This is a genomic window from Cellulosimicrobium sp. Marseille-Q8652 (genome assembly GCF_965112045.1).
The window spans coordinates 616,857-630,917 of the sequence record NZ_CBCOPS010000002.1 but is presented as its reverse complement, the minus strand read 5'-3'; the positions used below and the strand labels follow the sequence as shown (position 1 = coordinate 630,917).

Genomic DNA, 14,061 nt, shown 5'->3' with positions numbered 1-14,061 from the left:
GCCCCTCCACCGGCGTCGTCGCCGGCTGGGAGGATCCTAGGGCATGCTTGGCGGTCTGCGGGACAAGATCCGACGCGGGCATGACCCACCCCCTACCCGGTCGGGAGCGCCGCCCGACGGCGCAGGACCACTCCCTCCCAGGGCCTCAGGCGCCCGACCGCACCGCCTCGGCCGGCGTCGTCGGGCACGTCGTGCGTGGACACCAGGACGGACGACCCGTCCCAGCCCTCGAGGACCGCGGACGGCACGTCCTGCGGCGCCCCGCCCACGTTGACCAGGACCAGGAGCTCGTCCCGGACCCACGCGACGCCGGGCTCGGCGCCGTCCGACGGCGCGTCGAGCGCCCGGGTGAACGCGTAGACCGCCTCGTGGTCCGGGAGGAGCATGCGGAAGTCGCCCAGCGCGACCACCGGCACGTCGTGCCGCAGCGCGTGGAGGCGGCGGTAGAAGTGGAGGACGGAGCCCTCGTCGGCCCACGCCGCCTCGGCGTTGACCTCGTCATGGTTCGGGTTGACCTCGAGCCACGGCGTGCCCGTCGTGAAGCCGGCGTGCTCGCTCGCGTCCCACTGCACGGGCGTGCGCGCGTTGTCCCGACCCATCGCCGCGAGCGCCGCGAGCATCTGGTCGGGCGACGCGACGCCGTGCTCGACCATCTCGCGGTAGTGGCCGAGCGACTCCACGTCCTGGTACTGCTCGACGCGCGTGAAGTGCGCGTTCGTCATCCCGAGCTCCTCGCCCTGGTACACGTACGGCGTGCCACGGTGCAGGTGCAGGAGCAGGGCGAGCGCCTTGGCCGAGGCGACACGGTGCTCGGGCGAGTCGTCCCCGAACCGGGAGACGACGCGCGGCTGGTCGTGGTTGTCCCAGTACAGCGAGTTCCAGCCCGCCTCGGCCAGGCCGGCCTGCCAGCGACCGAACGTCGCCTTGAGGTCCGTCAGGCGCATCGGCACGGGGTCCCACTTGGAGGCGCCGTGGTCGACGCCCATGTGCTCGAACTGGAACACCATGTCGACCTCCCGGCGCGCCGGGTCGGTGTAGCGGCGGCCGTGGTCGACCGTCACGCCCGGCGTCTCGCCCACCGTGAGGATCTCCCGTCCCGCTGCCCGGTACGGCGCGAAGACCTCCCGGTGCATCTCCGCGAGGTACTCGTGCACGCGCGGACCGTCGGTGTAGTGCGGGCTGCCGTCGCCGAGCACGCCGTAGTGCACCTCGCCGTCCGGCAGCGACCCGTCGGGGCCGACGACCTTGGAGACGAGGTTGATGACGTCCATGCGGAACCCGTCGACCCCGCGGTCGAGCCACCACCGCATCATCGCGTGGACCGCGCGGCGGACCTCCTGGTTCTCCCAGTTGAGGTCCGGCTGCTTGGTGTCGAACAGGTGCAGGTAGTACTCGCCGCTCGCCTCGTCGTACTGCCAGGCGCTGCCACCGAAGAACGAGCGCCAGTTCGTCGGCTCGGCCCCCGGCGCCCCCGGCTCCATGCCCGGCCGCGGGGGACGCCACCAGTACCAGTCGCGCCTCGAGGAGTCCGTGCTCGCCCTGCTCTCGCGGAACCACGGGTGCTCGTCGCTCGTGTGGTTGACCACCAGGTCCATGACGAGCTTCATGCCGCGCTCGTGCAGGCCCGCGATCAGCGCGTCGAGGTCCGCGAGGGAGCCGAACAGCGGGTCGACGTCCTGGTAGTCGCTGATGTCGTAGCCGTTGTCCGCCTGCGGCGACCGGTACACCGGCGAGAGCCACACGACGTCGACGCCGAGCCGTTCGAGGTGGTCGAGCCGGCGCAGCACGCCGGGGAGGTCGCCGACGCCGTCGCCGTCGGAGTCCTGGAACGAGCGCGGGTAGACCTGGTAGACGACGGCGCGCGTCCACCACGGGGCGTCGTCCGGGGAGTCCGTGCCCGGCCAGCCGCCACGCGGCGTGTCGGGGGCGGTTCCGGCGGCGGTGTCGGCGGCGGTGTCGGCGGCAGGGGTCGGGTGCGTCATGCGTCGGCGGTCCTCTCGCGTCGGACGGTGGGATTTCCACCCTGCCCGACGCCGCCGCCGTCGGCGACGCGAGCGCGCGCGAGCCGCTCGCGCGCGGCCCCGCGGACGCGCCGCGTCCGCCCGTGCTCGGCGAGGGCGGCCAGCACCCGCCTCCCGTCGACCTCCGTGACGACGCGTCGCTGGAGCCAGTCCGACCAGCCGTTGACGTCCTGCGCCGACGGCGCCGTGTCGAGAGAGCGGACCCCGCGCAGGACGGCGATCTCGGCGGCCCGGCTCTCCACGCGTCGGCGGTCCGGGGCCGGCACGGCGGCGACCCATCGTGCCGTCTCCGCGTCGTCGCGCTCGAGCACGGCCCACGCGACGCCGACCGCGACCGCGGCGTCCGGCTCGACCTCGACGGCCCTGAGGAGCGTCGTACGGAGGGCCGGAACCTCCGTGGCGCGTCGATACACGGCCCACCGCCAGTGCTCGTCGGCGGCGTCCCCCGTCATGGCGAGCGCGTCGGCGAGCTCCTCGAGCCGCTCGCCGTCGCCGTGGGCGCGCGGTCCGGCCGACCGGTCGTCGCCGGGCGAGGCTGCCGTCCGCGTCATCGCGCGCCGTCGGCGACGGGTCGGGCGACCGCACGGGCAGCCGCGACGCGACGTGCCGGGTCCGTCAGGACGTCGACGTCGTCCACCCACTGCTCCACCGACCCGACCCCGGGTGGCAGAGCCCGGATCTCCGGGTCCACGATCGACGCGGCCACCGCCTCCGGCACCGGGCCGATCCCCCGGTACGGCCGGTCCCAGAACGGAGCGGTCGCGCTCGGGGCCGTCGGCAGGCCGACGTCGGCCTGGAGCGCGTGGAGGAGCTCCACCGCACGGCAGATCGCCGCCTCACGGTCCCGCCAGTCCTCGGCCGCGAGCGCCGCGCGCAGCGCGGGGGCGGCCTCGCCCGCCCGCGGCAGAGCCTCGAAGAGCGTGCCGAACCACTTCGCGTACGGCGGCCACCTCCGCTCGAGGAGGAAGCCCAGGTGCATCGCCACCCGGACGAGCCGTGCGGCGATCACCCGGGACCCGAGGTCGTCGCCGCGGTCGCCGGCGCGTCCGACGAACGACAGCTCCTGCCCGAGCCGTACCCAGTCCGTCGCGACGACGTACCGCCACACGTCGTCCGGGTAGCGTGCGAGGCGCTCGCGCGCCGCGGTGAGGCGGCCGTCGGTGTCCGTGAAGACGGGACCGGCCGTCACCTCGAGGACCGCCTGACCGGTGAGCGCGAGCCAGTCCGCCACGCTCATCGGCCGCGTCGCGTCGACCCCGAGTCGGGACGTCACGAACGCCTGGGGAGCGGCGACCTCGACCTGGTGCGGACGGTGCGGCGCCCACGTCGTCGGGAAGCGCGTCGGCAGCCCGTCGAACGTGTCGGGGAGCTCGGCGTCGAGCAGCGCGTCCACGTCCGCGACCATCGGCCGGTCGACGAGGAGAGTGAGCCGCAGCCCCCAGTCGTGGTCGCGGGACGTCGGGTCGTCGAGGCCGAGCACGTCCGACCCGCTGCCCAGGCGCGCCGCCGCGTACGTCAGACCGGGCAACCGGCCGAGCACGAGCGGCGCCACCACGACGTCGTGGTAGCGGCGGGCGAGAGCGGTCCCGGTGAGCACGCGGTCATCCTCCCGGGAGGGCGTCCCGGGCGCGAGGTCATTCCTCGCGGCGCCCGGCGCGCGTCAGTCGCGGGACTGCCACGTGCACACGCACGCCTCGTTGCCCTCCGCGTCGGCGAGCACCCAGAACGCGGGCGCACGGCCGTCGGACACCAGGTGACCTCCGGCGGCGATCGCCGCCGTGACGCGCGCCTCCGCGACGTCGTGCGGCACGATGACGTCGACGTGGATGCGGTTGCGCTGCGGGCGGGGCGCGTCCATCTGCTGGAACCAGAAGGCCGGTGCGTGCGCCGCCGGGTCCGTGAGCGCCGGCGCGGCCGACGCGTCGCCCGCGTCCTCGTCGTACCCGAGGACGGCACGCCAGAACGGCTGGACCGTCGGACCCACCAGGGCGTCGACGGCGATCTCGAGCTCCTGGACGGACGTCGGGTCGGCGAGGAGGTCGAGCTCGCGCGCGGCGTCGGAGATGCGGCGTGCGAGCTCCACGTCACGGCGGCTCAGCCCGCCCACGTCGTGCGACGTGAGCCGGACGGTGACCGTGCCGTAGCGCAGGTCCACGTCCGGGTGGTGGTCGGCCGCGTCGGCCAGCTCCCCGATCGCGTCGACGAGCTCGACCCCCGCGGTGAACGAGCCCGTGCGGAACCGTGTCTGGGCCGTCGCGAGCAGGACCCGCCAGTCCTCCACGCCGTCGCTGTCGTGGAACTCGCGTGCGGTGATGCGGTCACCCGTCGCGTCGGTCATCTCGAAGCCTCCCGGTACGGTGCAGGACCCTGGCCCTCCCTGACCCGCCTCACGGTAGCGAGACGCGCCCGGGCGCGCCCGCCCGAGCCGTCCTATGCTGGCGCGGGCCGCCGCTCCGCGAGCGCGGCCGGACCTGCCGGCGTGGTGCACGCGGGCGAGCACGCACCGCGAGCACGACGACCGTCAGGAGGACGCACCGTGGGCCGCACCCTCGACGACCTCCCGCGGGTCGAGGACCTGCCGGGCCTCGAGCGGGCCACGTTCGGCGAGCGCACCCCGTCCTCGGGAGCGTCGGCGGAGCCGGCGGTCTGGTGGGGCACGGTCGAGCGGTGCGCCCCCTGGGCGGCGCCGCTCGGTGCCCGCGTCCTCGACGCGGACGAGCGCGACCGGGCGGACCGGTACGTGGACGACGTCGACCGCGCGACCTACGTGGTCTCGCACGTGGTCCTGCGGCTGCTCCTCGCGCGCGAGCTGTCGGCGGCACCCGAGGAGCTGGCACCACGACCGTCGCCGTGCCCGTCGTGCGGCGGTCCGCACGGCAAGCCCGTGCTCGACGGCGGCCCCGAGTTCTCGCTCGCGCACACGCGCGGCGCGTTCGCCGTCGCGATCGGCCCCACGCCGCTCGGCGTCGACGTCGAGGGCACGCCCGACGACCGGGTGGTACGCAGCATCTCCAGCTCCCTCCACCCCCGGGAGCGGACCGAGATCGCCGCGCACGGGCCGACGGCGCGGGGCGCGGCCTTCGCCCGGGCGTGGACGCGCAAGGAGTCGTTCCTCAAGGCGCTCGGGACCGGACTCTCGCGCGACCTCTCGATCGACGACGTCGGAGCGGGAGACACCCCACGGGCGCCCGCCCCGGGCTGGCACGTCGCGGACGTGCGGCTCACGGCACCGTTCACGGGCGCCGTCGTGTGGTCCGACCCGGACGCTCCCGGCGTCCCGGCCGACGACGCGCGCCGCTGACGACCGCGGCCGGCGACGCGCGGCGCTGACGACCGGCCGGGCCACGCCCGCCCGGCCCCGCGCGGCCCGGGCCCCCGGTCCCCGGGTCGGGCGTCCTACTCGAGGATCGCTCCTCGCGACGCGGACTGCACGAGCTTGGCGTACTTGGCGAGCACCCCGCGCGTGAACGTCGGCGGGAGCGGAACCCAGCCGTCGCGGCGCACCTCGAGCTCGGCGGGGTCCACGAGGAGGTCGAGCGTCTTGTTCGCGACGTCGAGCCGGATCCGGTCGCCGTCCCGGACGAAGGCGACCGGGCCGCCGTCGACGGCCTCCGGCGCGACGTGGCCCACGCAGAGCCCGGTGGTCCCGCCGGAGAAGCGGCCGTCGGTGAGGAGCAGGACGGTCTTTCCCAGCCCCGCGCCCTTGATCGCGCCCGTGATGGCGAGCATCTCGCGCATCCCCGGACCGCCCTTGGGCCCCTCGTACCGGATGACGACGACGTCGCCGTCCGTGATCGTCCCGTCCTCGAGCGCGTCGAGCGCCGCGCGCTCGCGCTCGAAGACGCGCGCCGTGCCCTCGAACACGTCCTCGTCAAACCCGGCGCTCTTGACCACCGCACCCTCGGGCGCGAGCGACCCGTGCAGGATCGTGATCCCGCCGGTGTGGTGGATCGGGTTGTCGAGCGCGCGCAGGATCTTGCCGTCGGGGTCGGGCGGGGCGATGGCCGAGAGGTTCTCCGCCACCGTGCGACCCGTGACCGTGAGCGCGTCGCCGTGCAGGAGCCCGGCGTCGAGCAGCGCCTTCATGACGACGGGCACTCCCCCGATGCGGTCGACGTCGTTCATGACGTACCGGCCGAAGGGCTTGAGGTCGCCGAGGTGCGGCACGCGGCCCGCGACGCGGTCGAAGTCGGCGAGCGTGAGCTCGACCTCGGCCTCGTGGGCGATGGCGAGCAGGTGCAGGACGGCGTTGGTCGACCCGCCGAACGCCATGACGACGGCGATCGCGTTCTCGAACGCCTCCTTCGTCATGATGTCTCGCGCGGTGATCCCCCGGCGCAGGAGCTCGACGACCGCCTCGCCCGAGCGGTGCGCGAACGCGTCCCGGCGGCGGTCCGCCGACGGCGGCGCCGCCGACCCGGGCAGCGACATGCCCATCGCCTCGGCGACGGACGCCATGGTGTTCGCCGTGTACATGCCGCCGCACGCGCCTTCACCGGGACAGATCGCGCGCTCGATCCGGTCCACGTCCTCACGGCTCATGAGCCCGCGCGCGCACGCGCCGACGGCCTCGAACGCGTCGATGAGCGTGACGTCCTTCTCCGTGCCGTCGGAGAGCTTCACCCAGCCGGGCATGATGGACCCGGCGTAGAGGAACACGCTCGCGAGGTCGAGGCGTGCCGCGGCCATGAGCATCCCCGGCAGCGACTTGTCGCAGCCCGCGAGGAGCACCGTCCCGTCGAGCCGCTCCGCCTGCACGACCGTCTCGACGGAGTCCGCGATGACGTCCCGGCTCACGAGCGAGAAGTGCATGCCCTCGTGGCCCATCGAGATGCCGTCGGAGACCGAGATCGTGCCGAACTGCAGCGGGTACCCGCCGCCCGCGTGGACGCCTTCCTTGGCGCCCTGGGCCAGCCGGTCGAGCGACAGGTTGCACGGCGTGATCTCGTTCCACGAGCTCGCGATGCCGATCTGCGGCTTCGCGAAGTCCTCGTCGCCCATCCCGACGGCGCGCAGCATCCCGCGCGACGCCGTCGCCTCCAGGCCGTCGGTGACCTGGCGGGAACGAGGCTTGAGGTCGGGTCCGGCATCGGTGTCCGTCATGGACCCACTCTAGGAACCCACCGCGCGCTCGGCGAGGTAGAACCGCAGGTCGACGGTGTCGAGGTCAGCGACGCCGGATGAGCGACACGTCGCGCACCGCGCCCCGGTCCGCCGACGTCGCCATCGCGGCGTAGGCCTGCAGCGCCGGCGACACGTACCGGTCGCGGTCGACGGGCTGCCACGGGTTCTCGCGCGCCTCCATCTTGGCGCGGCGCTCGGCGAGCACCTCGTCGGGGACGTTGAGCCGGATGAGGCGCGTGTCGACGTCGATCTCGATCTCGTCGCCGTCCTCGACGAGCCCGATCACTCCCCCGGCGGCGGCCTCGGGCGACACGTGGCCCACGGAGATGCCGCTGGACCCGCCGGAGAACCGGCCGTCGGTGATGAGCGCGCACACCTTGCCCAGACCGCGGCCCTTGATGAACGACGTCGGGTAGAGCATCTCCTGCATGCCCGGCCCGCCCGCGGGGCCCTCGTACCGCACGACGACGACGTGCCCGGGCTGGACCTGCTTGGTGAGGATCTTCTCGACCGCCTCGTCCTGCGACTCGCAGACGAGCGCCGTCCCGACGAAGTGGAAGACGTCCGGGTCGACGCCCGCGGTCTTGAACACGGCGCCGTCCTCGGCGAGGTTGCCGCGCAGCACGGCGAGGCCGCCCTCGACGGTGTAGGCGTGCTCGACGTCGTGGATGCAGCCGTTCTCGGCATCCGTGTCGAGCGACTCCCAGCGGTTGGACGTGGAGAACGCCTGCGTGGTCCGCACGCCGCCGGGCGCGGCGTGGAACAGCTCGACCGCGCGCTCGGTGGCCTTGCCGCCCCGGATGTCCCAGTCGTCGAGCCACGCGCGCAGCGTCGGCGTGTGGACGGAGGTCACGTCGTGGTCGAGCAGGCCGCCGCGGTCGAGCTCGCCGAGGAGCGCGGGGATGCCGCCGGCGCGGTGGACGTCCTCCATGTGGAAGCTCGGGTGGTTGGGCGCGACCTTCGACAGGCACGGCACCCGGCGGCTGATGCGCTCGATGTCGGTGAGGTCGAAGTCGATCTCGCCCTCCTGCGCGGCCGCGAGGATGTGCAGCACGGTGTTGGTGGAACCACCCATCGCGACGTCGAGCGCCATCGCGTTGGAGAACGCCGCCTTGGTGGCGATGGAGCGCGGCGCCACCGAGTCGTCCTCGTCGTCGTAGTAGCGGCGCGCGAGGTCGACGATGGTCCGGCCGGCCTCGAGGAACAGCTCGCGGCGCGCCGAGTGCGTGGCGAGCGTCGAGCCGTTGCCGGGCAGGGCCAGGCCGAGGGCCTCCGTGAGGCAGTTCATCGAGTTCGCGGTGAACATGCCGGAGCACGACCCGCACGTGGGGCACGCGTTCTCCTCGACCTGGTTCAGCGCCTCGTCCGACACGTTGTCGTCGGCCGAGTAGTTGATGGCGTTGATGAGGTTGAGCGGCGTCTTCGCCACGCCGTCCGCGACGATCGCCTTGCCGGCCTCCATCGGTCCGCCGGACACGAAGATCACCGGGATGTTCAGGCGCAGCGCCGCGTTGAGCATGCCCGGCGTGATCTTGTCGCAGTTGGAGATGCACACGAGCGCGTCGGCGCAGTGCGCGTTGACCATGTACTCGACCGAGTCGGCGATGAGGTCGCGGCTGGGGAGCGAGTACAGCATCCCGGCGTGGCCCATGGCGATGCCGTCGTCGACGGCGATGGTGTTGAACTCCTTGGAGACGCCGCCCGCCTCGCGGATCGCCGACGCGACGAGGTCGCCCATGTCCTTGAGGTGGACGTGGCCCGGGACGAACTGCGTGTACGAGTTCGCGATCGCGATGATCGGCTTCCCGAAGTCCTCCGCACCCATGCCGGTCGCGCGCCACAGGGCGCGGGCGCCGGACATGTTGCGACCGTGGGTGGACGTCCGAGAGCGCAGGGGGCGGCTCATGTCGGGTCAGCTCCTTCGACGGGTGGCCGCGGCCGATCCTCCGGCCGCCGGGTCACATTACGCCTCTCCCGGACCGCGCGAGGGGTGCGTCCGTGTCGTGGTCGTCACGCTACGTACGGGTGATCCCCGCCCGTGAGGGATCTCCGCTTAAACGTTACGTAAGGGTTGAACCGGACCCTGTCCGGTGCCACGGTGGTCGGGCACGGCAGGCCGGTCCTCGGCCGCCCGCAGCGAGAGCGACCGACGCGCACGGCGCCGGGTCGTCACGATCGAGGGGGCTCGTATGAACACGTCCGTCACCAGGGCACCGCAGCACCGCACCGCCGACGTGCCCGACGCCGCGGCGCCGGGCGGTCCCGCATCGCCGGGTCCGCACCCGGCCCGTGCGGTCGTGACCCAGGAGCGCGTGGTGACCCGGGTGTCGGCCCGGCGGGCGCTCGCCCTGGCGCGGCTCGGGACGGCCGTCGTCTTCCTGTGGCCGTTCGCCGACAAGCTGGTCGGCCTCGGGTACGCGACACCGGCCGAGGGCGCGTGGCTCGCCGGGGCCGCTCCGACGCAGGGGTACCTCGAGCACGGCGCCCAGGGCCCGCTCGCGGGCACGTTCGCCTCGATGGCGGGTCCCGTGACCGACTGGCTCTTCATGCTGGCCCTGCTCGGCACGGGCCTCGCTCTGCTGCTGGGGACCGCGGTCCGGGCCGCCGCCGTGTGCGGCGGTCTGCTGTTCGCGATGCTCTGGCTCTCGCAGTGGCCCCTCGCCGCCGGGTCGAACAACCCCGTCGTCGACCAGCACGTGGTGGTGGTCCTGCTCCTCGCCGTGCTCGCCACGACACTGGCGGGCGACACGTGGGGGCTCGGCCGCCGCTGGGCCGGGGTGCCGCTCGTGCGGCGCGCGGCCTGGCTCCGGTGAGCGCCGACCGTCACGCGCCGACGGTGTGCGCCCCCTCGAGCTCGTCCGCGTGGCGGATGTGCCGCGTGACCCACGGCGCGAGCGCGAACAGGGCGAGCGCGAAGACGAGCGCCACCGCGCCGATCACCCCGAAGTACGCGGTGTCCGAGGCGCCCTCCGTCACCTGGACGACCTGCGCCGTGATCGCCTGCCCCGCGGCCGGCGCGAGGAACCACAGCGCCATCGCCTGCGAGCGGAACGCGCGCGGCGCGAGGAGCGTCGTCGCGGCGAGGCCGACGGGCGACAGGCACAGCTCGCCGAGCGTCTGGATGACGTAGACGAGCACGAGCACCCACGCCGGAGCCTTGCCCTCCCCCACGACCGCCGACGCGACCGCGAGGAAGAGGAACGACACCGACGCGAGCGTGAGACCGATCGCGAACTTGTTCGCCGTCGCCGGACGGTCCCCGGTCTTGAGCCAGATCCACGCGAACACCGGGGCGAGCAGGATGATCGACAGCGGGTTCACCGACTGGAAGAACTCCGGGCTGATGCCGATGCCGAAGATGCTCAGCTCGGTGCGGTCCTTCGCGAACGCCGACAGGGTCGTCGCGGCCTGCTCGAAGATCATCCAGAACAGCATCGCGGCGACGAACAGCGGGATGTAGGCGATGACCCGGGGGCGCTCGGCGTCGGTGACCTTCGGGGAGCGGTACATGACGACGAAGTACGCGATCGGCGCGAGGAACGCGAGGTAGGACATCGTGTCGATGAACGTCGAGATCCTGAACCCGCCGGAGACGACCACGGCGACCAGTCCCACGACCACGACGCCCGCCGCGATGACCGCGAAGAGCCGCGCGATCTTCGCGCGCTCCTCCGGCCGGACCGGGTTGGGCACGTGGGCGCCCGCCTCGCCGAGGTAGCGACGGCCGGCGACGAAGAAGACGAGCGCGACGCCCATGCCGATCGCGGCGACCGCGAACCCTGCGTGGTACCCGCCCCAGGCCCGCGCGGCGCCGACGAGGAACGGCGCGACGAACGAGCCGATGTTGATGCCCATGTAGAAGATCGAGAACGCCGAGTCGCGGCGCGGGTCGTCGCGGGCGTAGAGCTCGCCGACCATCGAGGACACGTTGGGCTTGAGCAGTCCGGTGCCGAGCGCGACGAGCGCGATCCCGACCATCGAGAACCCGACGCCCGGGACCGTGAGGCTCACGTGCCCCGCGGCGATGATGATGCCGCCGTACAGGACGGAGCGCCGTGACCCGATGACGCGGTCCGCGAGCCAGCCGCCGACGACCGACAGCAGGTACACGCTCGTGCCGTAGATCGACACGAGCGCGAGGCCGGTCGTCTCGTCGAGCCCGAGACCGCCGTCGGCGACCGTGTCCGTGAGGTAGAAGAGCAGGATGGCGCGCATCCCGTAGTAGCTGAACCGCTCCCACAGCTCCGTGGTGAACAGCGTCGCCAGGCCTCTCGGCTGGCCGAAGAACGCGTGGTCGCCCTCGATGTGACCGGCCGCGGGCCCGGTCCCGAGCTCCGACGCCCCGACCCCGGCCGCGGTCCCCGGGCCGATCGGCGGCGCGCCGGGGTCCGGCTCGGTCACGGCCTCGCGCTCGAGGCGGCGCGCGGCGTCGTCGTGCTCGTCCGTCCCGTCGTGGCGACCGCCCCTGTCCATGAGTGCGATGCTCCCACCGGCGAGCCGGACCGGCGACCGTTAGCGTGACGTGATGCCCTCGACTGCGCCCGCGATCTGGTGGTGCCGCCGCGACCTGCGCCTGGCGGACAACCCTGCCCTGGTCGCGGCCGTGGACGCCGCCCGCCGGGACGACGGCGAGGTCGTCGCCCTGTACGTCCTCGACCCCGGGCTCTGGGACGTCGCCGGCAGCCCGCGGCTGTCCTACCTGGCCCGCAGCCTCGCCGCGCTCGACGAGGCGACCGGAGCCCGGCTCGTCGTGCGGCACGGCGACCCGCGTGACGTCGTCCCGGCGGTCGCGCGCGAGGTGGGGTCGGCGGAGGTCCACGTCGCCGCGTCCTTCGAGCCGTACGGGATGGCCCGTGACACGGCCGTCGAGGCCGCGCTGCCCGACGCCGGCGCGCGCCTCGTGCGCACCGGCTCGCCCTACGCCGTGGCGCCGGGCCGGGTGCTGACCCGGCAGGGCGGACCGTTCCAGGTCTTCACGCCGTTCCGCGACGCGTGGGTCGAGCACGGCTGGCGCGACCCGGCTCCGCGCCCGCGCTCGGTGCCGTGGGCGGTCGTGCGCTCGGACGGCCTGCCGGCCGACCCCGGCACGGACGCCGACCTCCCGCCGGCGGGCGAGGCCGCGGCGCGCCACCGCTGGCACGCGTTCCTCGAGGACCACCTCGCCGGCTACGCGCGCGAGCGCGACCGCCCCGACCGGCCCGCGACGTCCGGCATGTCGATCCCGCTGAAGTGGGGCGAGCTGCACCCGCGCACGCTGCTCGCCGACCTGCGCGACGCTGTGCACGAGGCTCGCCGCGACGGCGCCGACCTCTCCGACGACGCCCTCGCCTACCGGTCCGAGCTCGCCTGGCGCGAGTTCCACGCCGACGTCCTGTTCCACCAGCCGGGGGCGGCGCACCGGTCGCTGCGGGACGTGGTGCCCGACGACGCGTGGGCGACGGGCGCGGACGAGGACCGGTTCCTGGCGGCGTGGGCCGCGGGCCGCACGGGCTACCCCCTCGTCGACGCCGGGATGCGTCAGCTGCTCGGCGAGGGCTGGATGCACAACCGGGTGCGGATGGTCGTCGCGTCGTTCCTCGTCAAGGACCTGCACGTGCGGTGGCAGCGTGGCGCGGAGCACTTCATGGCGCACCTCGCCGACGGCGACGTGTCGCAGAACCAGCTGAACTGGCAGTGGGTCGCCGGCACGGGGCGCGACGCGGCGCCCTACTTCCGCATCTTCAACCCCGTGACGCAGTCGAGGAAGTTCGACCCGGACGGGACGTACGTGCGGCGGTGGCTGCCCGAGCTGCGCGGGCTGGAGGGCAGCGCGGTGCACGAGCCGTGGAAGCTCCCGGAGCAGCCGCCGGGCTATCCCGAGAGGATCGTCGACCACGCCGAGGAGCGGAAGGTCTCCCTCGACGACTTCGAGCGCGGCCGTCGCCGCTGACCTTTTATCAACCAGAGGGTTGACACGCAGGTGGACCGCGCGTAGCGTCGTCATCAACCAAGCAGTTGACAAGCAGTGGAGAAGCGAGCGGCCCTTCCCCGCTCCGACGAGGGAGGTCCCGTGACGGCAGACCCGCTCTCGCGCGTGTTCTCGGCGCTCGCCGACCCCACGCGTCGCGACATGGTGGCCCGGCTCGCGTCGGGCGACGCCAGCGTCGGCGAGCTGGCCCAGCCGTACGACATGTCCGTCCAGGCGGTGTCCAAGCACCTGCGGGTGCTCGAGGACTCCGGGCTGGTGACCCGCACGACGGACGCCCGGCGCGCCCCCGTGCACCTCGAGGCGGAGGTCTTCGACCTCATGACGAAGTGGATCGAGCGCTACCGGCGCGAGGCCGAGGACCGCTACCGCCGCCTCGACGACGTCCTGCGCGACCTGCCCGACCGACCGGCCGGGCCCGAGAACGACCCGACGACGGGAGAAGCACCATGAGCACCACGAGCACCCACGAGACCGAGATCATCGTCCCGAAGGACGTCCCGAGCGTCCGCATCGTGCGCGAGTTCGACGCGCCCGCGGAGAAGGTCTTCCGCGCCCACCTCGACCCCGAGGTGTTCGCCCGCTGGAACGGCCCGCGCTACCTGTCGCAGCGCAACGAGCACTGGGACGTGCGCACGGGCGGTGCGTACCGCTACGTGCAGGTCGACCCGGACGGGAACGAGTACGCGTTCTTCGGGAGCGTCCACGAGGTGCGCCCGAACGAGCTCATCGTCCAGACGTTCACCTACGAGGGGTTCCCCGACGGCGTCTCGCTCGACCGGCTCGAGTTCGAGGACCTCCCGGACGGTCGCTGCCGCCTCACGGCGACGTCGCTCGTCGACTCGTTCGAGGGTCGCGACGGCTTCGTGGCGAGCGGCATGGAGGTCGGGATCCGGGAGGGCTACGAGCAGCTCGACGAGATCCTCGCCGAGGGCTGAGCCCGCGGCACGA

At 73.6% G+C, this 14,061-nt stretch carries 12 protein-coding genes; 5 read left to right on the top strand and 7 right to left on the bottom strand.

The annotated features are described in order from the left end of the window. Positions 1-92: 92 nt before the first annotated feature. From ACWPWV_RS12660 to ACWPWV_RS12645, 4 genes are all read right to left on the bottom strand, one after another. Positions 93-1,982: a glycoside hydrolase family 13 protein gene (locus tag ACWPWV_RS12660; protein ID WP_454043330.1), complete on the bottom strand. Its 1,890-nt coding sequence runs from the start codon at positions 1,980-1,982 to the stop codon at positions 93-95. Next, complete coding sequence (locus ACWPWV_RS12655) at positions 1,979-2,572, bottom strand: hypothetical protein (RefSeq protein WP_454043329.1); 594 nt, start codon at positions 2,570-2,572, stop codon at positions 1,979-1,981. The genes ACWPWV_RS12660 and ACWPWV_RS12655 overlap by 4 nt, the downstream gene beginning before the upstream one ends. Then, a complete protein-coding gene (locus tag ACWPWV_RS12650; protein WP_454043328.1) occupies positions 2,569-3,618 on the bottom strand; it encodes a DUF4037 domain-containing protein in 1,050 nt (349 codons plus the stop codon). Before ACWPWV_RS12650 ends, ACWPWV_RS12655 begins: the two co-directional genes overlap by 4 nt. 63 nt (positions 3,619-3,681) lie before the next feature. Beyond that, positions 3,682-4,359, bottom strand: coding sequence for a 4a-hydroxytetrahydrobiopterin dehydratase (locus ACWPWV_RS12645; RefSeq protein WP_454043327.1), 678 nt, complete (start codon positions 4,357-4,359; stop codon positions 3,682-3,684). A 198-nt stretch (positions 4,360-4,557) separates the two neighbouring features. Between ACWPWV_RS12645 and ACWPWV_RS12640 the strand changes: the two genes are divergently transcribed. Continuing rightward, entirely contained in the window at positions 4,558-5,322 is a 765-nt protein-coding gene (locus ACWPWV_RS12640) for a 4'-phosphopantetheinyl transferase family protein (RefSeq protein WP_454043326.1), read from the top strand. Between the two features lie 95 nt (positions 5,323-5,417). Here ACWPWV_RS12640 and ilvD (ACWPWV_RS12635) read toward each other — a convergent pair whose 3' ends face one another. Together ilvD (ACWPWV_RS12635) and ilvD (ACWPWV_RS12630) are read right to left on the bottom strand one after the other, a co-directional pair. Further along, complete coding sequence (ilvD, locus tag ACWPWV_RS12635) at positions 5,418-7,124, bottom strand: dihydroxy-acid dehydratase (RefSeq protein WP_454043325.1); 1,707 nt, start codon at positions 7,122-7,124, stop codon at positions 5,418-5,420. Positions 7,125-7,188: 64 nt separating this feature from the next. After that, positions 7,189-9,051: a dihydroxy-acid dehydratase gene (gene ilvD / locus ACWPWV_RS12630; protein WP_454043324.1), complete on the bottom strand. Its 1,863-nt coding sequence runs from the start codon at positions 9,049-9,051 to the stop codon at positions 7,189-7,191. 283 nt (positions 9,052-9,334) lie between these two features. Here ilvD (ACWPWV_RS12630) and ACWPWV_RS12625 point away from each other — a divergent pair, with 283 nt between their 5' ends. Beyond that, positions 9,335-9,958: a DoxX family protein gene (locus tag ACWPWV_RS12625; RefSeq protein ID WP_454043323.1), complete on the top strand. Its 624-nt coding sequence runs from the start codon at positions 9,335-9,337 to the stop codon at positions 9,956-9,958. A gap of 10 nt (positions 9,959-9,968) precedes the next feature. On the opposite strand, the gene ACWPWV_RS12620 is transcribed toward ACWPWV_RS12625, so the two are convergent. Continuing rightward, positions 9,969-11,618: a peptide MFS transporter gene (locus ACWPWV_RS12620; protein ID WP_454043322.1), complete on the bottom strand. Its 1,650-nt coding sequence runs from the start codon at positions 11,616-11,618 to the stop codon at positions 9,969-9,971. Between the two features lie 52 nt (positions 11,619-11,670). Here ACWPWV_RS12620 and ACWPWV_RS12615 point away from each other — a divergent pair, with 52 nt between their 5' ends. The 3 genes from ACWPWV_RS12615 to ACWPWV_RS12605 all read left to right on the top strand — a co-directional run bounded on the left by ACWPWV_RS12615 (position 11,671) and on the right by ACWPWV_RS12605 (position 14,048). Then, entirely contained in the window at positions 11,671-13,074 is a 1,404-nt protein-coding gene (locus ACWPWV_RS12615) for a cryptochrome/photolyase family protein (RefSeq protein ID WP_454043321.1), read from the top strand. A gap of 120 nt (positions 13,075-13,194) precedes the next feature. After that, positions 13,195-13,563: an ArsR/SmtB family transcription factor gene (locus ACWPWV_RS12610; RefSeq protein ID WP_285821121.1), complete on the top strand. Its 369-nt coding sequence runs from the start codon at positions 13,195-13,197 to the stop codon at positions 13,561-13,563. Further along, entirely contained in the window at positions 13,560-14,048 is a 489-nt protein-coding gene (locus tag ACWPWV_RS12605; protein WP_454043320.1) for an SRPBCC family protein, read from the top strand. Before ACWPWV_RS12610 ends, ACWPWV_RS12605 begins: the two co-directional genes overlap by 4 nt. The last annotated feature ends 13 nt before the right edge of the window (positions 14,049-14,061 follow it).

What these genes read in the sequence shown, in the direction of transcription:
- ilvD (WP_454043324.1), bottom strand. Translation starts at nt 9,051, where the DNA reads ATGAGCCGCCCCCTGCGCTCTCGGACGTCCACCCACGGTCGCAACATG.
- ACWPWV_RS12620 (WP_454043322.1), bottom strand. Translation starts at nt 11,618, where the DNA reads ATGGACAGGGGCGGTCGCCACGACGGGACGGACGAGCACGACGACGCC.
- ACWPWV_RS12605 (WP_454043320.1), top strand. Translation starts at nt 13,560, where the DNA reads ATGAGCACCACGAGCACCCACGAGACCGAGATCATCGTCCCGAAGGAC.
- ACWPWV_RS12655 (WP_454043329.1), bottom strand. Translation starts at nt 2,572, where the DNA reads ATGACGCGGACGGCAGCCTCGCCCGGCGACGACCGGTCGGCCGGACCG.
- ACWPWV_RS12615 (WP_454043321.1), top strand. Translation starts at nt 11,671, where the DNA reads ATGCCCTCGACTGCGCCCGCGATCTGGTGGTGCCGCCGCGACCTGCGC.
- ACWPWV_RS12625 (WP_454043323.1), top strand. Translation starts at nt 9,335, where the DNA reads ATGAACACGTCCGTCACCAGGGCACCGCAGCACCGCACCGCCGACGTG.
- ilvD (WP_454043325.1), bottom strand. Translation starts at nt 7,124, where the DNA reads ATGACGGACACCGATGCCGGACCCGACCTCAAGCCTCGTTCCCGCCAG.
- ACWPWV_RS12660 (WP_454043330.1), bottom strand. Translation starts at nt 1,982, where the DNA reads ATGACGCACCCGACCCCTGCCGCCGACACCGCCGCCGACACCGCCGCC.
- ACWPWV_RS12645 (WP_454043327.1), bottom strand. Translation starts at nt 4,359, where the DNA reads ATGACCGACGCGACGGGTGACCGCATCACCGCACGCGAGTTCCACGAC.